General features: G+C 43.5%; 22 protein-coding genes. 8 read left to right on the top strand and 14 right to left on the bottom strand.

Going from position 1 to position 21,230, the window contains the following annotated elements:
* Positions 1-116: 116 nt before the first annotated feature.
* Positions 117-785, bottom strand: coding sequence for an SH3 domain-containing protein (locus BCT11_RS20570; protein WP_102389150.1), 669 nt, complete (start codon positions 783-785; stop codon positions 117-119).
* An 82-nt stretch (positions 786-867) separates the two neighbouring features.
* Here BCT11_RS20570 and BCT11_RS20565 point away from each other — a divergent pair, with 82 nt between their 5' ends.
* Together BCT11_RS20565 and BCT11_RS28615 are read left to right on the top strand one after the other, a co-directional pair.
* Positions 868-1,410 (top strand): ATPase, encoded by a 543-nt coding sequence (locus BCT11_RS20565; protein ID WP_102389149.1) that lies wholly within the window; start codon positions 868-870, stop codon positions 1,408-1,410.
* A gap of 175 nt (positions 1,411-1,585) precedes the next feature.
* Positions 1,586-1,816, top strand: coding sequence for a hypothetical protein (locus BCT11_RS28615; RefSeq protein WP_080774283.1), 231 nt, complete (start codon positions 1,586-1,588; stop codon positions 1,814-1,816).
* Between the two features lie 72 nt (positions 1,817-1,888).
* Here the strand turns inward: BCT11_RS28615 and BCT11_RS20555 are convergent, their stop codons facing one another.
* Positions 1,889-2,497 (bottom strand): class I SAM-dependent methyltransferase, encoded by a 609-nt coding sequence (locus tag BCT11_RS20555; RefSeq protein WP_102389148.1) that lies wholly within the window; start codon positions 2,495-2,497, stop codon positions 1,889-1,891.
* Between the two features lie 42 nt (positions 2,498-2,539).
* Positions 2,540-3,001, bottom strand: coding sequence for an Lrp/AsnC family transcriptional regulator (locus BCT11_RS20550; protein ID WP_038867482.1), 462 nt, complete (start codon positions 2,999-3,001; stop codon positions 2,540-2,542).
* A 148-nt stretch (positions 3,002-3,149) separates the two neighbouring features.
* Between BCT11_RS20550 and BCT11_RS20545 the strand changes: the two genes are divergently transcribed.
* Both BCT11_RS20545 and BCT11_RS20540 read left to right on the top strand, forming a co-directional pair.
* On the top strand, positions 3,150-4,076 hold the full coding sequence (locus tag BCT11_RS20545; RefSeq protein ID WP_102389158.1) for a DMT family transporter: 927 nt from the start codon (positions 3,150-3,152) through the stop codon (positions 4,074-4,076).
* A 94-nt stretch (positions 4,077-4,170) separates the two neighbouring features.
* Complete coding sequence (locus BCT11_RS20540; protein WP_102389147.1) at positions 4,171-4,833, top strand: PilZ domain-containing protein; 663 nt, start codon at positions 4,171-4,173, stop codon at positions 4,831-4,833.
* Positions 4,834-4,891: 58 nt separating this feature from the next.
* On the opposite strand, the gene luxQ is transcribed toward BCT11_RS20540, so the two are convergent.
* The 5 genes from luxQ to BCT11_RS20515 form a co-directional block, all read right to left on the bottom strand.
* Complete coding sequence (luxQ, locus tag BCT11_RS20535; RefSeq protein ID WP_102389146.1) at positions 4,892-7,468, bottom strand: quorum-sensing autoinducer 2 sensor kinase/phosphatase LuxQ; 2,577 nt, start codon at positions 7,466-7,468, stop codon at positions 4,892-4,894.
* On the bottom strand, positions 7,468-8,565 hold the full coding sequence (locus BCT11_RS20530) for an autoinducer 2-binding periplasmic protein LuxP (RefSeq protein WP_038867368.1): 1,098 nt from the start codon (positions 8,563-8,565) through the stop codon (positions 7,468-7,470). The genes luxQ and BCT11_RS20530 overlap by 1 nt, the downstream gene beginning before the upstream one ends.
* A 377-nt stretch (positions 8,566-8,942) precedes the next feature.
* A complete protein-coding gene (locus BCT11_RS20525; protein WP_042600208.1) occupies positions 8,943-9,254 on the bottom strand; it encodes a GIY-YIG nuclease family protein in 312 nt (103 codons plus the stop codon).
* The gene (locus tag BCT11_RS20520; RefSeq protein ID WP_102389145.1) at positions 9,251-9,904 is read right to left on the bottom strand and encodes a YceH family protein; all 654 of its coding nucleotides are present in this window, start codon (positions 9,902-9,904) and stop codon (positions 9,251-9,253) included. The genes BCT11_RS20525 and BCT11_RS20520 overlap by 4 nt, the downstream gene beginning before the upstream one ends.
* A gap of 93 nt (positions 9,905-9,997) precedes the next feature.
* The gene (locus BCT11_RS20515) at positions 9,998-10,213 is read right to left on the bottom strand and encodes a hypothetical protein (RefSeq protein WP_042604483.1); all 216 of its coding nucleotides are present in this window, start codon (positions 10,211-10,213) and stop codon (positions 9,998-10,000) included.
* A gap of 227 nt (positions 10,214-10,440) precedes the next feature.
* Between BCT11_RS20515 and BCT11_RS20510 the strand changes: the two genes are divergently transcribed.
* Positions 10,441-10,755 (top strand): DUF496 family protein, encoded by a 315-nt coding sequence (locus BCT11_RS20510; RefSeq protein WP_005373603.1) that lies wholly within the window; start codon positions 10,441-10,443, stop codon positions 10,753-10,755.
* Between the two features lie 123 nt (positions 10,756-10,878).
* Entirely contained in the window at positions 10,879-12,216 is a 1,338-nt protein-coding gene (locus BCT11_RS20505) for an MATE family efflux transporter (protein ID WP_042600205.1), read from the top strand.
* A gap of 91 nt (positions 12,217-12,307) precedes the next feature.
* Here the strand turns inward: BCT11_RS20505 and BCT11_RS20500 are convergent, their stop codons facing one another.
* Both BCT11_RS20500 and BCT11_RS20495 read right to left on the bottom strand, forming a co-directional pair.
* Positions 12,308-13,300 (bottom strand): Gfo/Idh/MocA family oxidoreductase, encoded by a 993-nt coding sequence (locus BCT11_RS20500; protein WP_102389144.1) that lies wholly within the window; start codon positions 13,298-13,300, stop codon positions 12,308-12,310.
* Positions 13,301-13,351: 51 nt separating this feature from the next.
* Complete coding sequence (locus BCT11_RS20495; RefSeq protein ID WP_102389143.1) at positions 13,352-15,988, bottom strand: ATP-binding protein; 2,637 nt, start codon at positions 15,986-15,988, stop codon at positions 13,352-13,354.
* A gap of 631 nt (positions 15,989-16,619) precedes the next feature.
* On the opposite strand from BCT11_RS20495, the gene BCT11_RS20490 reads away from it, so the two are divergent.
* Both BCT11_RS20490 and BCT11_RS20485 read left to right on the top strand, forming a co-directional pair.
* Positions 16,620-18,053 carry a glyceraldehyde-3-phosphate dehydrogenase gene (locus BCT11_RS20490; protein WP_039974968.1) on the top strand — a complete coding sequence of 478 codons (1,434 nt, stop codon included), beginning with the start codon at positions 16,620-16,622 and terminating at the stop codon, positions 18,051-18,053.
* Positions 18,054-18,310: 257 nt separating this feature from the next.
* Entirely contained in the window at positions 18,311-18,532 is a 222-nt protein-coding gene (locus BCT11_RS20485) for a hypothetical protein (protein WP_005442428.1), read from the top strand.
* Between the two features lie 158 nt (positions 18,533-18,690).
* On the opposite strand, the gene BCT11_RS20480 is transcribed toward BCT11_RS20485, so the two are convergent.
* The 4 genes from BCT11_RS20480 to BCT11_RS20465 all read right to left on the bottom strand — a co-directional run bounded on the left by BCT11_RS20480 (position 18,691) and on the right by BCT11_RS20465 (position 21,147).
* Complete coding sequence (locus BCT11_RS20480; protein WP_005433441.1) at positions 18,691-19,305, bottom strand: LysE family translocator; 615 nt, start codon at positions 19,303-19,305, stop codon at positions 18,691-18,693.
* A gap of 108 nt (positions 19,306-19,413) precedes the next feature.
* On the bottom strand, positions 19,414-20,328 hold the full coding sequence (locus BCT11_RS20475; RefSeq protein WP_102389142.1) for a LysR family transcriptional regulator: 915 nt from the start codon (positions 20,326-20,328) through the stop codon (positions 19,414-19,416).
* Positions 20,318-20,695, bottom strand: coding sequence for a nuclear transport factor 2 family protein (locus tag BCT11_RS20470; RefSeq protein WP_038877641.1), 378 nt, complete (start codon positions 20,693-20,695; stop codon positions 20,318-20,320). Before BCT11_RS20470 ends, BCT11_RS20475 begins: the two co-directional genes overlap by 11 nt.
* The gene (locus BCT11_RS20465; RefSeq protein WP_102389141.1) at positions 20,692-21,147 is read right to left on the bottom strand and encodes an Lrp/AsnC family transcriptional regulator; all 456 of its coding nucleotides are present in this window, start codon (positions 21,145-21,147) and stop codon (positions 20,692-20,694) included. The genes BCT11_RS20470 and BCT11_RS20465 overlap by 4 nt, the downstream gene beginning before the upstream one ends.
* Positions 21,148-21,230: the final 83 nt, after the last annotated feature.

Here is a 21,230-nt window from a genome sequence, read left to right as displayed (position 1 = left end):
AGTTCTTCAACTCAGCTCGCAGATAGTATTCCTATTGCTTATAGTTAACAACTAAAAAGTTATAAATCTCTGTTTCCAACCTTGGAAAACAACATCCACCAGCGTTCAACAGACATTCATCGATAAAATATTTCACCTTTATCGACATCTAAATAGATTTTGTTTTCTTGTTCTAGCCCGCCGCAATATATGAAATACACATTGCGCTTTTTATACGTCACAGAGCGAACCCATCCTCCAAGCTCTTCGAAGTCACTAGGCGCACACGTTTCGTCATCAAGCAATTGCTGCGTTTTATTACGGAATATATCTAAGTGTACTTTCAAATCATCGGACTTTTGTAAGTAGCTGTCCAATATTTCCAAGCGCTCTTGTTCTTTAATCACCGGTTGTGAATCCGATAGCCCTTTCGCATCGACCCATTCTGCCGTTTCTTCCCCGCCCTCTTCATAAACAATGTAATCCGAGAGGCGAAACCAACCATCAGCTTTCTCCAGCACCGATACTTTCTCACCCTTATATAGAGCATCAACAATCAATGATTGGTTATCGGGTTTGTTATACACGTTGATGCGGCGTTCTGTGACATAGTATTCGGTGACCTCTGGAGCAGGCACTTCCAAATCCATGATAGGTTTTGGTTCCTCTTTTGGACCCACCTCTTTTTCAGGCTTAAGCGGCGCTTCAGCGACAGGCTCGTCTTTTTGCATAAAGAAGAAGTAGTACCCTGCCCCAGCGCCCCCAAGCAGAAATAAAATGACCAGTGCAATCAGTGCTTTCTTCATGTCCTATTCCTTTTCTTCTTTATATCAACGACGCCCATACAGCATCTATACTGATAGCAGATGCATAACTGACGTGACAACAATGATGAACAAACTCAAATGGATATTGCTCCTAGTTCCACTTCCAGCATTCGCCAATATTCAATGTGACCACGCTTCGCGGAATGACAATCTTACCCAATTCAGTCGTTTAGAGTCCAATTACAATGAACATGCTCGCTTGTTTAATGAGAGCCTAAAAGAATACAACGATAGTCAGATGTACTCACAAACATTTTCAACGGATGAGTTAAGCAAACTTTGGCGTACGCCTTCCAATAAGAACCGCTTGAAAAAGCAATTGTTGGAATCAGAGGAACAACGAGAGGATTTCATCGAAATGTCACGCGCTATAAACGCCCTGATGCATCGCTCTCAAACCATCGCTGAAAATTGGAAACGCATTGTCTTTTATTGCCAGAAGGAAGGCGCTAAGTCGAACGAGATCACGGCGAACTGGTATCTGACCAATACATTAGAAATGCAAAATGACTTCCGAATTTTGGCAGGAAAGTACCTCACACTTGCCAATCAATATGGCATGGAAATCGACGCTATTAATTATGCACGAAACAGCTCTGAATGATTCTGTTCATATTGGGATTGTTCCCCCTTTTAAATTGAGCAATTAATAACCAAACAGGTCAATTTATAGAGACATCCGTCACAATAACGCTTTACTTACGACCAGTTTTTGGGTAATTTACCCATTAACAAAATTTAATATAAAGTCACATTTGGCTGGAGATGATGCTACAAAAATGGTTATCAATCGATTAAGTAACAGGGATTGTCCTAATGCTACCAAAGCCAAGTTTTTGTCAGTAGTTAGGCACGTTAAACAGTTCGGTTCAATCAGTGACTTGGACCTTTGTAAAATCTTCGGAGAGACAATTTGGAGCGATGGGAGGGAATACCATTCAGCCGCGTTCTCATTTAAGGTTGATAGACACACAGGTAACTGTGAGATCTCAAAATACAAATACCAATAAGGCTTAAAAGAATCACCAAGCGGAGTCAGGCAACTGACTCCGTTTTTTATTGCTCGCTAAACGAAAGGCGATTTAATGTTTTGGCATCACAATAGTGAAATCGTGCTCGGAATACCCTTCAACCAAATAACTGTCCTTACATAACAGTCGGCAATAACGCAATATTCCCTCTTTGTTGTGCGATTCAAGCATCTGCATACTCGGTAACTTTGCCTCATCCAATAAGTTAAACGCACAGGCTATCTTCGCCGCCCGATACATCTTCTCAATCATCTCGACAGTATGATTTGGATTAGCTGATTGATAATTCAAAGAGCCAGAAGCCAAGACATAGTCCGCACTCGGCAGCACAAGTTTGGAAAAGTCTCCTCGTATGTAATCCGCGTGTGTTTTGAAGACTCTTTGCCTAGCCACAGAAATGAACTGCTTCTGCTGGTCAATTCCGATATAGCCAGATAAGCAGATATCTTTTTGCTCTAAATATTCAAGTAAATCAGCATAACCACACCCGATATCTACAAGGCTCGTACCATTGAGCGGTAAATCATGACACAAGGCTTCAAAGCGACTTACTTGGCTAAACTTGTCCTGCCAACCTAATGTTTTTGCCTTGTCGTCACCAAATTGCTTATATCGTTTACGGTGATAATGAGCGATACGCAGCCTATCTAACCACTTCATGTGTACTTACCTTTCGAAATCATTTTATGATTTAGTATCAACTTAAGTCTGAGTATAAATAGGAAGATTACCATTACCCTTCACTTGTCGAATGGCTAAGTGCGTGTGGATGTCTTTTACATTTTCCAATCGCTGTAATTTTCGAGTAAACGACTCATAACCCATCAGATCTTTGCTTACTACTTCGAGCAGATAGTCGTATGCCCCAGAAACAACATGACAAGAGATGACCTCTTCCATATCACCGATGGCTTGTTCAAAGTCATCAATAGAGGTTGCTTGGTGATTATTCAAACTGACCTCAACAAACACCGTCATCGCGATGCCCGCTTTATCACGTGAAATCATTGCCCTATAACCGCTAATGACCCCCTCCTGTTCTAGCCGTTTGATCCTTCTTGCACAAGGTGAAGCAGAGAGTCCGACTTTATCTGCAAGCTCACTCGTCGTCATCGTCGCGTCTTGTTGAATCAAATGAAGTAATTGGCGATCTATTTTATCCATTTCATCATCCATGCCAAATTTCACTAACAAAAGCTTTCATTTAGATTAAAATCATCAATATCGAGCGACATAGCGCTATAGTTTGCCACCATTAATCGTCACTTTCATCCGATAATTAACACATTATTCACAAAGTATTGGACACATGATGGCTTTAGGATACGCCGCGATGCTCACCACCCTTTTTCTTTGGGCTGGTTTTTTTCTGTCCCTCAAAGGCGGGGCGATTTCTAATCTTGAGCCAGCAGACATTGCTCTCACCCGATTTCTCGTCCCGGCCTTAGTCTTATTTCCATTCGTCATCAAATCGATGGATCACGTGCGCGCGGTCCCCAACAAATACCTCCTCGGTATCCTTCTTGGCAGTGGCTTGCCTTACTTGTTGATTGTTGGCACTGCAATGCAGTTTGCCCCTGTCGCGCATGGCAGTGCTCTCGTCCCAGGAACCTTGCCTTTATTTGTATCTGCTATCGCGGTAATTTGCTTTCAACAACCACTCAGCCGGCATCGAATTATTGGTCTCTCGGCGGTGTTGTTTGGTATAGCTGTTTTTTTATTGTCCAACTTGGCAAGTGAATACAATTGGCCCCAACTTAAAGGGCATTTTTTGTTTTTGCTGGGTAGTTTGATGTGGGCCACGTTTACTATCAGTGCTCGTGTAGCAAATTTGACTGCACAGGTTTGCGCTGGGTTTGTATCGATCATCTCGTTTGCGATGCTTATCGTTGCCATCGGTTTTGGTTGGACAGACAGTTACCTCGCCATCACTCCCTTAAACAAATGGCCATGGAGTGAACTCTTTGGACATATCTTACTGCAAGGTGTTGGCGCTGGGTTAGTTGCCTCGTTCACCTTCCTCTATGCCGTAAAAAACATTGGGGCAGAAGCGAGTGCAGCCTTCGGTTCCTTAACCCCGGTGCTCGCGACTTTGCTGGCGATACCGGTTTTCAATGAAAGACCAGATATTTTAACTTGGTGCGCACTCTTTTTGGTTACGTGTGGCAGCATTGTGGCAAGCAATGTTTTAATGAAACAAGACCCTGGCCAAAAATATCATCCCCCCGTTCACAGATAAGAATAAAATTGCACGACTTTTGTCTCCGACTATTGAAAGCCAAAACGGCGTTTTGATAACCTGTTGGGCATAATAAATTACAACGTCAGATGTTATGCCTTCAACTCACAGCAAAGACGAATTACATCGATTTTTAAAAACAGGAATACGCCTCTGGGTTAACTTCGAGTTCAGCTCGGAAGAAAAATACAGTTACGCTGCGACTTATATTGGATTGAAAGAAAACGCTTATATCATTCTCGATATTCCAACACGGCTACTGGAAGAACAAGCACTCCGTAAGCTCAATAATGTCGATGTGGTCATCCGAGGCGTTTCAGATACGGATTTGGGACACGTGATTGCTTTTAAAACCAGCGTTCTGATGAATATTCTACGTCCATCTCCGTTGTTATTTATTCGTATTCCCGCCACATTCGCGACCAAGCCCGTGCGAGAACATGAACGCTACAAGCTACAGCTGGGTTGCGCTATCGACCATATGAACAATAAATACGAAGGCTGCTTGATTGATTTCTCGTTATCCGGTTGTGGGATCTCAACCATGATAGAACCAGAGTTCTTAGTAGGTGATAGGATCACGATAGACTCACCTCTAAATGGTTATATTGATGATGACAATCGCTGCTCCGTTGCAAACATTAAGAAACTGGCCAAGGGTTGGATTATTGGAGTGCAATTTGCGGAGCCTTTGAATATGACGGAAGAACTCAAAACAGAGTTGCTTGAACAATCCTTTTCTGCAGCGACAATATAACGAATCAATAGTGTCAACGATAAGAGGGGCCACTACGCCCCTCTGTTTCGGTTTTTAATTACGTTCTTTCTACTAAGAATCGCTGCTTGAAATCGACAAATGCCTCATGCAATGCGTTCTCTTTGATCGGTTTGAGCAGCACATAGTTCGCCCCTGCTGCCATAAATGCGTCACTGGTTTCTTTTGCAGTATCTGCAGTACAAGCGTAAATAGGCGTGCCCAGCCGTAAATTCTGGCGTATCTCGTGCGTCGTTTCGATACCACCAAGGTGCGGCAGTTGATTATCCATCAATATCAGATCGTAATTATTGTCAGACAGATATTCCATTGCCTCTAAACCGTCTTTCGACCAATCCACCTGCATTTTGTATTTCTTACAAAATGCTTGAAGGATAAAGGCATTGGTATGATTGTCTTCCACCAGCAAGACTTTTAAGCTTTCATCAAACAAGGCTTCTGGTTTCACACGCTGACTGGCATCCAAAGGACGAAGTACACGCGCTCGGTCTTTCACAGGTAGCGTGACGACAAATGTGGTGCCATGTCCTTTACTACTACGAACTTGAACGTCACCTTCTAGCATGTCGACAAGGTTCTTCACGATGGTCAAACCTAGGCCACTACCGCCGTATTCACGAGTGGTTGTTGCCTCTTCTTGCACGAAAGGTTCGAACATTTGGTCAAGCTTATCCGATTCAATACCAATCCCTGTATCGATGATCTCAACAACCAAGACACTGTTCTCTGCGCCATAAAATTGCTCTAACTCTGCTTTTAGATGAACGCTTCCGGATGGCGTGAACTTCACCGCATTACTGACTAAGTTAAACAAAATCTGATTGAGTCGAACTTGATCAGTAAAGATTTCGACATCTTGATCGAGCTTGTTCTCAATGATGAGTTCAACGCTCTTGTTATTACAAATTGGACGATAGATGTTGTCTAGCGTGCGAATGGTGTCATTAAACGAAAACGGGTGCTTTTGAATATTGAACTTACCTTGCTCAATCTTGGAAAAGTCTAAGATATCATTCAAAACTGCCAATAAATGCTCACCACTATGGCAAAGCACATCGATTTGATTCTTCTGTTCTTCGGTTTCCACCGTGTCTTTTAATAACTGTGCGACACCCAAAATACCGTTAATCGGCGTTCGAATTTCATGGCTCATCTTTGCGAGAAAATCAGCACGAGCTTGCGCGGACTTTTCTGCCTCACGCCGTGCAATGTTACTCTGCTTTTCGGCTTCGATGAGGGTCGTGATATCTTGACCCTGAACGATAATACCGCTGATGTCACCATCAACTCGAATTGGCGATAAATTCCAACGGTATATCTTGTTGCCAATAGGTACGTTAACCCCTGTCAATGTGGCTCCTTGAGCAGCCATTTTCAGGTGTGGGGTCAGTTTCTCTTTGAAACCTTGGAAGACCGGATGCATGGTTTCATGATCGTCATCTATCACCAACTCTTTGCGTGCTGCTGGATTCATCTGAATCAAGATACTTTCTTCCGACCAAACCATGATTGGCGACAACGCAAAATTAAACAGATCTCGGAAAGACTTCTTCTGCGCTTCTAGCTCTTCAAAGGTGCTTTCCAACGTTGAACCTATATGATCAAACTCTTCAATATTTGAACCGTTAAATCGTTCAAACCCTTTTTCCTCACGCGCGGAACGCGTGTAAGACATCAATGATTCCAGTTGAGCCGAGACTTTACTCTCAATCCACTCCTTGGTCAGCAACGCAATCATAATCATGCCAACAATCGAAGCCAGCATGGCTAAAAGGTGCTGGATTTGCAGCGTCACGACACTGTGATTATCTTGCACCGTGAGCAAACACAATTCTGTCGTCACCGCATTAACTTCAATCGGAGTTTCTATAACGAGCAGCTTATCGAGTTTCTTTTGTGATCCTTTACGCTGCAACACGTCTGCAACACTGTATGCTTCATCCCCTATGAGAGAGTTTGCTAGCGGGACATTGTTGGCAACCATTACGACATTATCCACGTTACTCTCGCTTTTGAGTTTTTCCATTAGTGCGAAATTGTTATCTAACACAACAACATTAAAGGAGAAACCCAAGACCTCTCCGGTCGGCGGGGCTATTACAGGTACACGGCGAAGCAACATATGTCGAGAACCAATCGAGGTCATCACATTAACGTAATACCAGTTATTACTGAACGTGACGCGATTGGCGAGACTATCAAGGATAAGATCGTTCACGCCATAAAAGTGTGCGTTGCCATCATCCCAAATGATGCCTTTATGGTCAGTCAGAAAACGAAATTCTGGTGTATGAGCAGGATCGCTTTGGTCAATACTGAGGAAGAAGTAATTCAACGCATCTGTATTTCTGTCAACGTAAAAATTACGAATCACTTCACTTTTTGTATTGCTATCGTGATGGATTTGAATCGCCGCGAAATGGCTATCGAAAATGTTGTGTATCAGAGCAGAAGTTTGTTGCTTGGTCCTGTCTACTTCTTGCCAAATGATCTGTTTAGAGAAGTAATAGCTCTGAATAAAAATCCCGAGAATGATCGGGGCGAGAACAAGAATGATGATCTTTGTAATGAGCGTCGCAAGAGAGCGACGCTTTTTGGCGTTTGAACGTATTGTCATCAATTATCTGAGTATCTAAATGCACGCTTCTTAAGCGCTTCGATTCTTTCCGGTGAATCCGCTTTCGTGACAATTTCAAAATCACCGGAATACACGGTAGGTACCGGCTTTCCTTCCAAGTCCCACTTAATGGCTTCTGCCATCGCAATCCCGGTGTCGTCATTCATACGCATGACAGTAATGTCGAGATCGCCTTTTTGGATGGCGTCTAACTCGGCAGAGCCCCCACCCCATCCGTTAATCATAATGTCTTCTCTTCCCAATTCAGAAAGTGCATCAACCGCACCCAACGCCACATCAGTAGAGCAAGCATAAATAAAATCAACATCTGGGTATTTGGCTAAACTCGCTTTCGCAGCATCATAACCAGACTGCTTTGTTGCTTTTGTATAGTAGGCTGATTGTAGCTCAAAGTTATTATCACGGTTAACTTGGTGAATAAAAGTATCACCTCTTACGTCACTAATGTAACCCTCAGAAAAATAAAGCACGCTGTAATAAGTGTGTTTTGGGAAGTACTTTCCGAATTCCGTTGCTAATTCTCGACTGCCTTCTGCATGGTCAAACCCAACATATAAAAACGGCTGATGTTTGTCCCACTCTCGTACTGGCGTAGTGATATTTTGTAAAATCAGCTTGGTATTTGTTGAATCCAATACATGTTCAACAAATTTACGATGTCTGGTGGTATCCAGAGTGAAGATTAAGTAATCAGATTTACTTTTTAATGCTTCCATTAAAGACAAACTCTGTTGCTTTATATCGGCATTCGGACGCGTAAACACTTGGTTAATTTGATAGTTAATATTCAACTTATCTAAACGCTTTTCAAAAGCAGCAATGTTTCGTACCCAGTAATCTGACACTTGTTGACCCGGATATACGACGGATATTTTAAGTGGACGTGTTCTGGTTTTAGAGAATGGCACAGGACGTTCGCGAACGGCTTCTGCTAAGGCATTGGTCAGCTTTCTTTGCTCAGGAAACTCATCAAGAAAATCTTGGTATGCCCAATAGCCATTAAGCACTTGTGTCGCATGTGAAATCGGTGAAAAACCGATCATAGAAATCAGAGAAAGTAGTACCGCTTTTTTCATGTGTTGCTCTTATAGTTTTTTATGGAGCATGTCGCTGCTCTATTTTATTACCTAGCCGAGTCATCCTTTACCCTATTTGCACATATCCATAAAAGCCCGCTTGTATACCCAAGTAACTTCAGATGCTTGGGTCTCTATAAATGTTTCTATTAAGCCTTGCGGGGCATTACCGTATTATGTGTTACTACCGACGGAAATGATACCCACCCCCGTCAAAAATAAACCGCCATTTGAAGGCGGTTTGTCTTTTTGAAAAAGAAGTGTTTGCTTGAGGTATCAAACCTTGGATTAGCAGCACAGTTTTGCATTTTCTGACTCATTCAACATCGCGTTTGAATGGCGTTATTTTTGCTCTTGTTTTTCCGTGCACGTTTGACTTACCGCATTTGAAAAGAAAGCATTTGATTGTCATCGACGTTGATCTTCGCGACTTCTTCTACCAATTGCTCTTTCTTTGTTTTGGTCAGTTGTTTGATGAAATATTCCGCTTTCATCGCAACACTTTTACTTTCAAAACAAGATGACCACTCCAAAGTCAGTGGCCCCTTCCCTTTCAGTGCTTTCGCACCTTTTCCCGTTTGATGCTGTTTAAAGCGTCGCTGTACATCATTCGTCACACCACAATACAGTGCATCGCGGTTGTTTCGGATCAGATACACACTCCAGCTTTGCTCGGCAATGTCACTCATGAAAGCAGCGACGCAACCTGTTCTTTTAGTGCTTCTAATTCTTCACGAAGTTGCACTACTTCTTGTTCTAGCTGAGCAACGCGCTCGGCACCGGCAGAAGAAGGAGCAGATGACGCTACGGCCAGTTCGCTCATGTCAACTTCACCACAGAATAGGTGCATGTAACGAGACTCACGTTTACCTGCATCACGAGGAAGTTTTACAACAAGCGGGCCTCTTTCTTCACCAGCTAAAAGCTCAAGTGCGTTTTCAACTTCTTTAACATCATTGAAAGTAGCAAGACGGTTTGTTCGCGTACGGATCTCACCCGGCGTTTGAGCACCACGTAACAGCATGCAACACACGATGCCTTTCTCTTGTACGCTAAGCTGTAAATCGCCGAACTCTGTATTACAGAATCGATGCTGATACTTACTCACTCGGCTGTTAAAACTGCTTTCATCACTTACAAGTCGACGCTCAATGAGCGCATCCACTGCATCTAAAACGTCAGCTTCAGATAAAGACATAACCGGCTCACGGTTACTTTTTTGATTGCACGCATTCGTTAGCGCGTTAAGGCTGAGAGGGTATTGGTCGGGGGTAGTCACTTCTTTTTCGATCAAGCAACCAATTACTCGTGCTTCAATTGCCGTTAACTCAACTTTCATAATGCATTTCCTTATTATTTTTGCATTTGAATTTGGGTATCAGGCTAAAGCATAGCGCATGGACCTGACACCCTTTGCGATTCGGGGTAGGTCTTAATGCTCTGATAAGATCGACACTTTGGTCATCTTTCCATTCTCATCAACCATCATTATCTTCGAACGGTTGAGTTCGACTTCTGTGATTTCGAGTTGTGTTCTTGCTGTAACGTAAGCCGCTTTAAGTTTATCTGCCAATGAGTCGGTGGTTGATTCCATTTCTTGGCTTTCGACTTGCTCCGCAGTATTACCAGAGTTCATTTCGAGCTTCATCATATTGTCTTTAATAAAGCTGATAATATAGCGTCAAAACTCCTATGACAACGAGTCGGTGCATTTCAGTGAACGATAATCCAAGCTTTTCAGTAACGAGTGTTAACAACACATCAGAATTGGTGGATAAATGTTCAACCCTACGCCACGTTTGATCTAAAGACTGTTATGCCACGAGATGTTGTGCTTTAATCGAGTCAGATATTCACAAATTAGGAAAGGGAACCATGAGTAGCGTATTTGAAATCGTGAACCAAGCTCGTCGTAAAAACAAACTAAAACGTGAGCTGCTTGATAACGAGAAAAAAGTTCGTGATAACCGTAAGCGTGTAGACCTTCTAGAGAACCTACTAGACTACATCAAACCTGAAATGACTCACGACGAAATCGTAGCGATCATCAAAAACATGAAAGCTGATTACGAAGACCGCGTTGACGATCACATCATCAAGAGTGCAGAAATCTCTAAAGCACGTCGTGACATCAGCCGTCGTATCCGCGAACTGACTGAAGAAGACAAGCAAACTAGCGGCAAAAAATAAGTCGAATTAGTTTCAGAATTCAACCCCGAGCAGGGATAACTTGCTCGGGGTTTCTTTTTGTCTCTTTGTTGTACACTGTGTACAATAAAATCAACTTCAGTTCCAAAAACATTCAACGTTCCTATGCCTTTAACTTCTTCTACCGCACAACCGACGCTAGCAAAACAACTGTTTACTATGACATGGCCAATGCTCTTTGGTGTGTTGTCGTTGATGAGCTTTCAGCTAGTCGACAGCGCCTTCATAGGCCAACTAGGTGTGCTACCTCTCGCTGCACAGGGCTTTACTCTACCACTTCAAATGGTGGTTATCGGTATTCAAGTCGGCCTTGGCATTGCAACAACCGCTGTAATTTCAAAAGCATTAGGCGCAAACGATACCCGCTATGCAAAGCAATTAGGCGGTCTGGTTTTAATGATCGGATCGGTGGGCGTAGCAGTATTCGGCTTGCTCATTTGGTTGTTGCGCTACCCTATTCTCTCACTGTTGAGCGCACCTGATACCGTAATGCCAATTATCGACAGTTACTGGCCTTGGTGGCTGTTGAGTTCTTGGGTAGGTGCGGTGCTGTATTTCTACTACAGTATCTGCCGCGCAAATGGCAACACCATGCTACCTGGCACCATGATGATGGTCACCAGCGGCGTGAACTTAGTGCTCGATCCGTTGTTTATCTTCACGTTTGATTTGGGGATTAACGGCGCAGCAATTGCCACCGTCATCGCCTTTGGTTTCGGTATATTGGTCGTCGCTCCTCGTGTTCAAAAAAACCATTGGGCAACCTTCCAGTGGCAGGATTTGAATGTGGTTAAGAGCATCACGTCCATCGGTAATATCATGGGCCCAGCGATGATCAGCCAGCTTCTACCACCTCTATCATCTATGTTAGCGACCAAGCTACTTGCAGGCTTTGGTACGGCGGCAGTTGCATCTTGGGCTTTGGGCTCGCGCTATGAATTTTTTGCGATTGTATCGGTATTGGCGTTAACCATGTCAATGCCGCCGATGGTCGGACGCTTATTAGGAGCGAAAAACTACACCGACATTCGTGCATTGGTGTCTATTGCCGTTAAGTTCATCCTTGGTTTCCAGTTGTTGATTGCGCTAGTAACCTTTGCCGCAGCTAACCCACTCGCCTTACTTATGACAAGTGATACTCAAGTAGAACAAGTCTTGCACATGCACTTGATGATTGTCCCGATCAGTTTAGGTTCACTTGGGGTGTGCATGTTGATGGTGTCGATTTGTAACGCACTGGGGAAATCTTATACCGCACTAACCATCTCAGCCCTGCGCCTGTTTTTGTTCTTCCTACCGTGTCTATGGGTAGGGGCTCAGGTGGGAGGCATTCAAGGTCTACTGATTGGCGCTTGTATTGGTAACCTTATGGCTGGAATCGCGGCTTATATTACGTACCAAAAAACCATTAATAAGCTCTCAGCTCAACAAGTCTCAATGTAACGACGCTTTCGAGTAACGCTGAAAAACAAAGTCCTCACTTCAACGGCGAGGGCTTTGTTGTTTTAAAAACGAGAAGTTGAACGAACTAACCTCAACTAAGTAAAGACATCTTATCAGCAGGGAAAACCACGCCAGTTTGCCTTCTTACTTCGGTCAGTACTTTTGCAACGGTCAATGAACGCTGCTTCATTTGATCATCCATCACACCCAGTTTAAGTTGTTTAGCAAAGGCTTGAGCTTCATAGAACATGTGGTTCTCTTCTTGCGGCAGCGTTAGGACTTCTTTATCTTCACCGCGCGGAATGCGTTCAACACCACGACCTGTCGCAATCATATCGACAATCACACTACCCCGCTCACCTTGAAATTCACTTGGAATGAGTGAATCACTCACCTTAGAGTGTAATAGGTTCACATTAAAGCCATCGTATGCCAGTGTTACGCTGCCACAACCATCTACGCCTGATGATAAGATGTGAGCACTTGCTTGAACACTATTCGGCTCACCAAACAGTTCAATCGCAGAACCAACACAGTAATAACCAATGTCCATGATTGAGCCATTAGAGAACTCTGGGTTGAAGGTATTTGGGTTTTCACCGTTTAGGTATTTCTGGTAACGAGAGGAGTATTGGCAGTAGCTAATCGCTGCATGACGAATAGGGGCAATCGTCGGTAAGCTGTCTTTCAACACTTGGAAGTTTGGTGTGTATGGCGACATGAAGGCCTCGAACAGCACCACGCCATTTGCTTCTGCAGCCTTAAACATGGCTTGTGCCAAAGGATAGTTAGACGCCATGGGCTTTTCACAAATGACATGCTTACCAGCGTTTAGCATTTGAATAGCTTGAGGCGCATGAAAAGAGTTAGGACTAGCAATGTAGACCGCATCGATATCTGAGTCTTTACTTAAGGATTCTAAACTATCGTAATAAGACGCTGCGTTATAAGGTTCACCAAACGAACGTGCCTTATCAATATCACGTGAATACACCGCTTGTAGGCAAAATTCTTTACTTTGAATGGCCGCTTCAACAAATTGTTGGGAGATCCAGTTAGTTCCAATAACAGCAAGTTTGAACATGTTACTTCCTTTTCATTATCGTTCGGTAGCCATAGGGCCCATCAGAGCGATTTAAGCAAGCTTTAGTTCATTAAACAACTCAAATAGTTGGTTCGATTTGTAAGGTTTCGGTAAGTATGCATCCATCCCCGCCGCAAAGCAGTTCTGAATGTCTTCCTCTAGTACGCTCGCGGTCAAAGCGATAATGGTGATCTTATCGCTGCCCACTTCTTTTTCCCAACGACGTATCTCTTTTGTGGCGGTTAAGCCATCCATCACAGGCATCATGCAATCCATCAGAATCGCATCAAATTGCTCTCCTTTTGTAATGGCTTCTAATGCTTCTTGTCCATTACTGGCAATTAAATAATCGTAGCCCGCTTTATCAAGAAAGAAACTGGCAATCTTTTGGTTCATCAAATTGTCTTCTGCAATCAAAATCCGGCGATGAGTTCGAGATTGGTTAATGTTATGAATGACAGCCGACGCCGTGACATCGTAACTTTTATTATTCTGTTCGACTTGAGCAAGCTCATCAATGGCATGTCTGAAGCGATTACCAAGGAAGGGTTGAGTCAACACCGCATGAATGCGCTCTGAGTTGGTATAGGTCGTAGTGAGATGATGCTGACAAACAATGATTCGACTCACATCGACATATTTCTCTAGTTCATCGATGGCCGAGTCCAACGTACTTTTACCATCATGGCAGTAAAAAATGACTTCGGCTTCTCTTGAAGAAAAGGTCAAATCATCAATGCGCTTAACCTCTGAAAGTTGTATTCCTGCTAAACGGCATTCTTTAACGATTTGGTCGGTGTAAGGGTATTGGTCTGTGATGAGTATGCCCGTTCGAATTAATTCTGAACGCCAACCAACAATTGGTAGCACTTCTACCTCGATTGAGAATTCGAAATGGGTTCCTATCCCTTTCGATGATGTCGCGGTTAATTTGCCGCCCATCATGGCAACCAATTGACGACAAATCGCTAAGCCTAATCCAGTACCACCAAACTGACGCGAGATGCCTTCATCTTCTTGGGTAAAAGGTTCGAATATGGTATTCAGTTTGTCTCGCTCAATGCCTATCCCTGTATCTGTCACTCTAAACGTTAAGAAAACGCTCTTTTGCGTCGTCGATTCTTGGTAATCAACGTCGACAGAAATGTGCCCTTCATGAGTAAACTTCACCGCATTCGAGACTAGGTTCATGATGATCTGTTTGATGCGGTGATCGTCGACCATAATGCGTGGAGGAATACGTTCATCCAGGTTAATGTTTAGTTCCAGTTGCTTGGACGTTGCTTTAGATTGAAACAAAATCATTGACTGATAAACGACCTCGCGAATGTCAGTCTCGATTAAGGAAAGCTGTAAGTGACCAGATTCAATTTTCGATAAATCGAGAATGTCGTTCAGAAGAGTCAGCAACGTATGAGACGAAGTATCGATATCGGTTAAGACTTCTTTCTGATGAACTGAAAGGTCACTTTGGGACAGAATCTCCGTCATCCCAATAATGCCATTCAATGGAGTTCGTATTTCATGGGACATGCTGGCAAGGAAAACTGACTTTGCTCTGTTAGCCGAGATAGCTGACTCTTTGGTTTTTAGAATCTCTTCTGTCTGTCGGTTTTGCTCTTCCATCATACGATTGACTTGCTGCGCGAAAATGGTGAACTCATCATTACCATCAACGGCCACTTTCTCCCCTTTAACGTGTTCATGGATGAGCGTGTTGAGAGAGTGAATGATAGAGTCCAGTTTGCTGTGCACTCGATACCAAGTACCAAACCCCAGCCAACACAATAAGACGATGATGACCATGACTCCCGACGTCATCAGCGTGATGCTTTGTTTTTGCGAACTGACTTGTACTAACAATGCACTCTCGACTTGTTGAGTGAACCCTGCCGTCATTACTTGTAAGCGTTGTACGCGGTGGTCAAGGTCTCTAAGGTAAGTTACATAGTCCGATTGCGATAACTCACCTGCCATCAAACGCCCACGAGCTTCAATGCTAGAAAGATAGCGCGGCGATGTGTACAGGCCCAATAGTTTCTCAACTTGCTCATTTGAAGCCCCCAGCTTTATGAACCCTTCCAAACTTTGCTGCTGCCGCTCAATTGATTGGAAAAACATGCCTTGATTGGGCTTACTCTCCGGCTCTAACACCAAGCGATAGGTCAGCCACGCCTCTTTTTGCGTCCAATAAGAAAGCTGTGCGAGGTAAGCAATGAAGTCTTGCATCCAATGCGCTTCGTCACTGTCAAATAGATGGTAATGCTGAACAAATGCCTCAGACATCTCTTGTAAGAGTCGAAATGACCAATCTCCTGCATCCACACTGTCCTTTATGTCGCCGGAGATCACATCTAGCATGGCTTGCTTTAAATCATTGGAATATTCCACTGTGTGACTGTTTTGCATGAACTTGTCGTAAATCGCGAGAGCTTTGTCTCGTTGAACTTTGACTTCGATCGGAAGAGGTTGCTCTTCTCCATATTGATGACGTTCTTTCTCCATCTCATACACAAAGTGGGATGCTTCAGAAATCAACTTCAAGCCTTGAATATTACTGACGGTTTGGTTGAGTCTGGCGACTCGTTGAGAGTTAATAGAAAATTGGTGAACGGCGAACACAGAAATAACCACCGCAGGTAACAGTGCGAGTAGAGCTAAACGTAATTTTATAGAAAGTTTTATCATCCGTTCGCCCGAGTTAAGAAAAGGCCCTCGAATTAATACTAGACTACTTTCATAAATTGAATATGAACTTATGCGAAGGGTTTTATTGGCGCTTTTGCTTCGCTTATCTGCTCAAATAGGCAAAAACAACACTTAGCGCCCTTTGTTGCACCAAGGTTAACCGAACAAAAAGTGTGACTGCTTGCAAAATTTTGCAGCATCATTTTTAAACAGATTTGGTTAAATCGACATAGACCATTGGTGAACCCTAGACGGTCATTAAAAAGTTGATAAGACGTTTACCATTTTCGTGTTAAAGAATACAAACATCACAAATTCCAAATGGTAACTATCATTGTTGCAACCTTTCTATTTGAGATGATCCTTTATAGTCACGAATTAAGTTTTATATTTGTAAAAAGTCAATCCCCATAAAATCCTGCCTTAGTCACATTAATCAACTAATCAAAAGACGATTTGCCACACTTTAAGCTGGATTTATTTTTCCTAGCAGAATAAGACCTCCGCCCGTACAATCCGCACACATAATTATTACAACCCAATTACATAACACCCTCACTTCACGCTCTACCGTTGAGGTAACAGCTGAAAGTAAGGTCAGCCCCCAAAACGTGAAAGGTCCGAAACAACAATGAGTCCAGAGAAATATCTCCAAGACTGGCAAACAAGCCAAACGATTGCTGAATCTATTTCCCCTCTTATTGGTAAGCTATATCGTCAAAAAGGAATTGAAGTAGTTCTTTTTGGTAAGACACTTATCAACGCCACCACCATCGACATTCTCAAAACTCACCGCATTGCAAGACGTTACACTGGAAGTCCTCTATCTCTTGAACAAACCATGCCGATCATTCAAGCGTTGTGCGAAATGAGCATCTCATCTTGCCGTGTTGATGTTGGCCAGCTTGCTGGTATGTACTGGAAAGATCACGAAGACACCTCTGCCCTAAACGACTTCTTGCACACAGCTTTGCACGGTGCCCGTGATGCTGATTCTTCTTTAGCGGCTCGTGATGTGGTTCTTTATGGTTTCGGTCGCATTGGTCGCCTATTGACTCGCCTCTTGATTGAAAAGAGCGGCCCAGGTTACCCACTTCGTTTGCGTGCGATTGTGGTTCGTGGCGGTAAAAAAGGCGACCTTGAAAAACGTGCGAGCCTATTGCGCCGTGACTCTGTACACGGTCAATTCAATGGCAGCATCGTTATCGATGAAGAGCGCAAAGCCCTCATCATCAACGGCAACTACATTCAAATCATATACGCAAACAACCCAAGTGATGTGGACTACTCGGTTTACGGTATTAACGATGCACTTGTTGTTGATAACACCGGTGTTTGGCGTGATGCAGAGGGACTAAGCCAACACCTAGCATGTAGCGGGGCAGAAAAGGTGCTGCTTACTGCGCCAGGTAAAGGTGAAATCAAGAACGTCGTATTTGGTGTGAATGAATCTGTGATTCAAGAAGATGACACCATCATCTCTGCGGCGAGTTGTACAACCAACGCCATTACACCGGTCCTTAAAGCGTTAAATGACAAGTATGGTGTTCTTTCGGGTCATATTGAAACGGTACACTCTTATACCAACGACCAAAACCTCATCGACAACTTCCACTCTGGCGATCGCCGTGGTCGCAGTGCCTCTTTGAACATGGTTCTCACTTCAACAGGTGCTGCGAAAGCCGTCGCAAAAGCACTGCCTGAACTAGCTGGTAAGTTATCTGGAAACTCGATTCGCGTCCCTACTCCAAATGTATCAATGGCTGTTGCAAACCTAAACTTAGGTGAAGATGTAGACCGTGATTCACTGAACGACTACCTGCGTGAAATGGCGTTAAACTCAGAGCTTTCTGCTCAAATAGATTACACAGATTCGACAGAAATCGTATCAAGCGACCTAGTTGGATCTCGTCACGCAGGAGTGGTGGACGGACAAGCGACCATCGCACAAGACAAGCGTTGTGTATTGTACATCTGGTACGACAACGAATTCGGTTACAGCTGCCAAGTTGTGCACTGTATGGAACAAATGATGGGTGTTCGTTACCAAACATTCCCTCGATAAGGTGAAACCTTGCTCCACAACGTTAACCACAATAGGTAACGAGTAGCACCTCAGCATTTGTTTTTAATAATAAGCGCCCCGCGCATTACTAATAGCTCTTCCCCGTTTATACGCCTGATGACCTCAGGCGTTTTTTCGTTTTTAAGACTCTTTGACATTCCTCAGACATTAATTAACCAACTTGAACGCTATATTCATGTTTCGTTCATGTTCAGAGCACTAATATGAACCCATAGATTGAAAGAGAGGTCATGATTATGAATCGAATTATCGTTACTGCACTAGCACTGATTACTGGCTTTTTTACTTTGGTATTTAGCCTAATCATGGCGATTCCTTTGACCATCGCAGCCCTGATCACTGGTAAACGTATTGAAAAGCGCGTGAAGCAAATGCAGCAAGAAATGCATGAAGAATATGAATTCAATACGGGCAAATCCGACGCGATTGAAGGCGAGTTTGAAGAAGTTCGTCGCTAGCGTTTCTGAAGGTTCCACACTCCCCCTATGTTCCTGAGCAACCTTCTTTGCTGACATCCTATCTCGTTAAGAGTTAGGATGTTTTTTTGTCTGCCATATACAAGAAAGGCTACCATCGCGGTAGCCTTTTTACTTTTTATACAATGCGTTCGACTTGGTTAAATCGTCACAACCACTCGCACAGCTAATAGCATTAAGACGATGCCGGATAGTCGGTCAATCAGTACTGCCTTTGAGCGAATACGGTCCACAACGCGAGAGTTCGACAACACCAAGGTAATAAAGGTGTACCACAAACCATCGACAACAAATGGCGTCGCGACGATGATCATTTGGTTGCTTAGATCGTTACCAAGTGCAACAAATTGGCTGAACAATGCAATAAAGAACAGTGCGATTTTCGGGCTTAGAATCGAAATAAGAAAACCTTCTCGCGCCGATTGTAAAACCGTCGTCTCTTCACCAGATTCTAGCTTCGCTGCTACACCACCTTTTGAACGTAAAGCATTGAAACCGAGATACGCCAAGTAAGCTGCACCTGCCAAACTGATCGTCTTAAATAGCAACGGGCTTTGTTGAAGTACCACTGCCAAACCTATCAAGGTAATGAACGCATAAATACCAATACCAAACGCGTGCGCCCATGCGGTAGCCAAACCATTCACGCGGCCACCAGCTAACGAGTGCTTAGCAACAATCGCTAAACTTGGACCTGGCGACATTGCCCCTAATAAACACACGGTAAAAAGTGATAACCAAACTGTTAGTGTCATAAGAATCTCCCCTCTTTGACGCTAATCTATCAACGGAACAGGTATAATTAGAAATCAAAGTTTTTCATACTAATCATGATTTCAAATCATAACTAAATAATGCATTTATTATCGAATGGAATATTCTGAAATCTGCATGACCGAACGAATCTCTTCCCGCACCCATCTATGCGCCGGATCCGTATCGTATTTTGGATGCCACATTAACCAATACTGATGAATAGGCGTTTCGAGAGGCAGTGCTTTATGGGCCAAGTCCCAATGCTTCGCAAGATTGACCGCAATATGCTCTGGAACCACCATCAGATGTTCACTAGAAACTAAGCGATTGATGGCAGCAGAGAAAAAAGGCACTTTGAACGTAATATGACGTGTTTGCCCTAGTTCTCTTAATGCTAAGTCGGTGTACGAATCTTTGTCCCCACCACCCGTAACTTTAATGTGGGAGTAAGAAATTAAATCTTCAACACTGATACTGTCTTGCTTTGCTAACGGGTGAGAAGCTTTCATCAAACAAACTGATGAGTCTTCACCAATCTTCACACTAGATACACCCTGAGGCTTCTCTGGATACATGGAAGACGCGATATGGATACCAGTCTCATGAAGCTTATCGAGAAAGTCTGGCTGCCACAGTCGGTACGCCATATCTAACTGAGGAGCAAAGCCACTCAGATGAGAGGCAATGTCAGGGAGAACGTATTGGGCGACATAATCACTTGATGCAAATACTAACTCCGCTTTCCAATCCTCAGGTTCAAAAGGCTTGTCATCGAGAAGATGGTCGAATTCTGCTAATAAGTCATCTAACTTCTCTTTTAGAAGCAATGCTCTTGGTGTTGGAATGAGTTGGTTACCCTGTCGAACCAATAAAGGATCACCGCACAATTCACGTAACTGCGCTAATTGACGGCTTACCGCCGATTGAGTGATGTGCAAACGCTCGGCAGTTCTGCTCACATGGCACTCTTCAAGTAGGACATGTAAAGAGCGCAGTAGATTCAGGTTGATGTTATTCAGCACGCTCAACCCATTGAGCACGCCAATCTGCCGCGGCGTAATCTTCCGGCCAGTATTCCACTTGTTTGCAAATCAGGCCATCACGGACAGTATGAAAAGTAATTACCCTATCCGAACGTACACCATCGCTAACGATCACATCGGTAACGACTTGATCAGCATCAGCCACGATGCGTTCGATAGTAAAGGTCCATTTCCCGTCTGCAGGATAAGCTGAATTGAGCTCTGCAAAGTTTTTTCTACCTCGAATCACTTCTTTAGTTAATGGCCAAATCACGGCGCAGTCAGCTGACAAACACTCTGCCGCCGCATAGAAGTCATTGCTTGCCATTACGTTCCAAAAATTGAGGACGATGTCTTTTTCGTTCATTTTACAAACTTACTCCCTGTGGTATTGAAAAACTCCGTTAACACGGTATGTGTCATCACGTTACGAAGCTCTGGATAGTTTTGGATATAATCTCGAATCTCGTTGAGACGCGCGATATTAGGCACTTCGACAAACAGCATCATATCGGTTTCACCACTAATAGCGTGACACCATTTAACACCATCGATTTTATACAGGTCATTAGCGTAATTGTCGCAATGATGGCTAGAAGCGGAGGTATCAAATTTGAGTGCCATGTAAGCACAAATCGTCGACTCTTTAGATATCGCAATATCGGCATGATAGCCAAGGATGACTTGGTCATTTTCAAGCTTTTTGATCCGAGCTGTCACAGCTGAACGTGACAGGCTAACTTGCTCTGAGATTTCAGTAATAGAGAGACGGGCGTTCTGCCGTAATAGGTCTATGATCTGATGATCAAATTTGTCCATAACATCACCAAGCTTTCCTTAATTTTGCCATTCTACTCAATTACAACTTATTGAAAACCGACAATTTGCGGTTTATCGGCAAA

The organism is Vibrio sp. 10N.222.52.B12, from assembly GCF_002875385.1.
GTDB classification, from domain to species: Bacteria; Pseudomonadota; Gammaproteobacteria; order Enterobacterales; family Vibrionaceae; genus Vibrio; species Vibrio jasicida.
The sequence above is the reverse complement of the archived record's forward strand: the minus strand, read 5'-3'. Positions and strand labels throughout refer to the sequence as shown.

Coding starts and splice junctions, on each gene's coding strand:
- BCT11_RS20570 (WP_102389150.1), bottom strand. CDS start 785: ATGAAGAAAGCACTGATTGCACTGGTCATTTTATTTCTGCTTGGGGGC.
- BCT11_RS20565 (WP_102389149.1), top strand. CDS start 868: ATGATGAACAAACTCAAATGGATATTGCTCCTAGTTCCACTTCCAGCA.
- BCT11_RS28615 (WP_080774283.1), top strand. CDS start 1,586: ATGGTTATCAATCGATTAAGTAACAGGGATTGTCCTAATGCTACCAAA.
- BCT11_RS20555 (WP_102389148.1), bottom strand. CDS start 2,497: ATGAAGTGGTTAGATAGGCTGCGTATCGCTCATTATCACCGTAAACGA.
- BCT11_RS20550 (WP_038867482.1), bottom strand. CDS start 3,001: ATGGATAAAATAGATCGCCAATTACTTCATTTGATTCAACAAGACGCG.
- BCT11_RS20545 (WP_102389158.1), top strand. CDS start 3,150: ATGGCTTTAGGATACGCCGCGATGCTCACCACCCTTTTTCTTTGGGCT.
- BCT11_RS20540 (WP_102389147.1), top strand. CDS start 4,171: ATGCCTTCAACTCACAGCAAAGACGAATTACATCGATTTTTAAAAACA.
- luxQ (WP_102389146.1), bottom strand. CDS start 7,468: ATGACAATACGTTCAAACGCCAAAAAGCGTCGCTCTCTTGCGACGCTC.
- BCT11_RS20530 (WP_038867368.1), bottom strand. CDS start 8,565: ATGAAAAAAGCGGTACTACTTTCTCTGATTTCTATGATCGGTTTTTCA.
- BCT11_RS20525 (WP_042600208.1), bottom strand. CDS start 9,254: ATGAGTGACATTGCCGAGCAAAGCTGGAGTGTGTATCTGATCCGAAAC.
- BCT11_RS20520 (WP_102389145.1), bottom strand. CDS start 9,904: ATGAAAGTTGAGTTAACGGCAATTGAAGCACGAGTAATTGGTTGCTTG.
- BCT11_RS20515 (WP_042604483.1), bottom strand. CDS start 10,213: ATGAAGCTCGAAATGAACTCTGGTAATACTGCGGAGCAAGTCGAAAGC.
- BCT11_RS20510 (WP_005373603.1), top strand. CDS start 10,441: ATGAGTAGCGTATTTGAAATCGTGAACCAAGCTCGTCGTAAAAACAAA.
- BCT11_RS20505 (WP_042600205.1), top strand. CDS start 10,879: ATGCCTTTAACTTCTTCTACCGCACAACCGACGCTAGCAAAACAACTG.
- BCT11_RS20500 (WP_102389144.1), bottom strand. CDS start 13,300: ATGTTCAAACTTGCTGTTATTGGAACTAACTGGATCTCCCAACAATTT.
- BCT11_RS20495 (WP_102389143.1), bottom strand. CDS start 15,988: ATGATAAAACTTTCTATAAAATTACGTTTAGCTCTACTCGCACTGTTA.
- BCT11_RS20490 (WP_039974968.1), top strand. CDS start 16,620: ATGAGTCCAGAGAAATATCTCCAAGACTGGCAAACAAGCCAAACGATT.
- BCT11_RS20485 (WP_005442428.1), top strand. CDS start 18,311: ATGAATCGAATTATCGTTACTGCACTAGCACTGATTACTGGCTTTTTT.
- BCT11_RS20480 (WP_005433441.1), bottom strand. CDS start 19,305: ATGACACTAACAGTTTGGTTATCACTTTTTACCGTGTGTTTATTAGGG.
- BCT11_RS20470 (WP_038877641.1), bottom strand. CDS start 20,695: ATGAACGAAAAAGACATCGTCCTCAATTTTTGGAACGTAATGGCAAGC.
- BCT11_RS20465 (WP_102389141.1), bottom strand. CDS start 21,147: ATGGACAAATTTGATCATCAGATCATAGACCTATTACGGCAGAACGCC.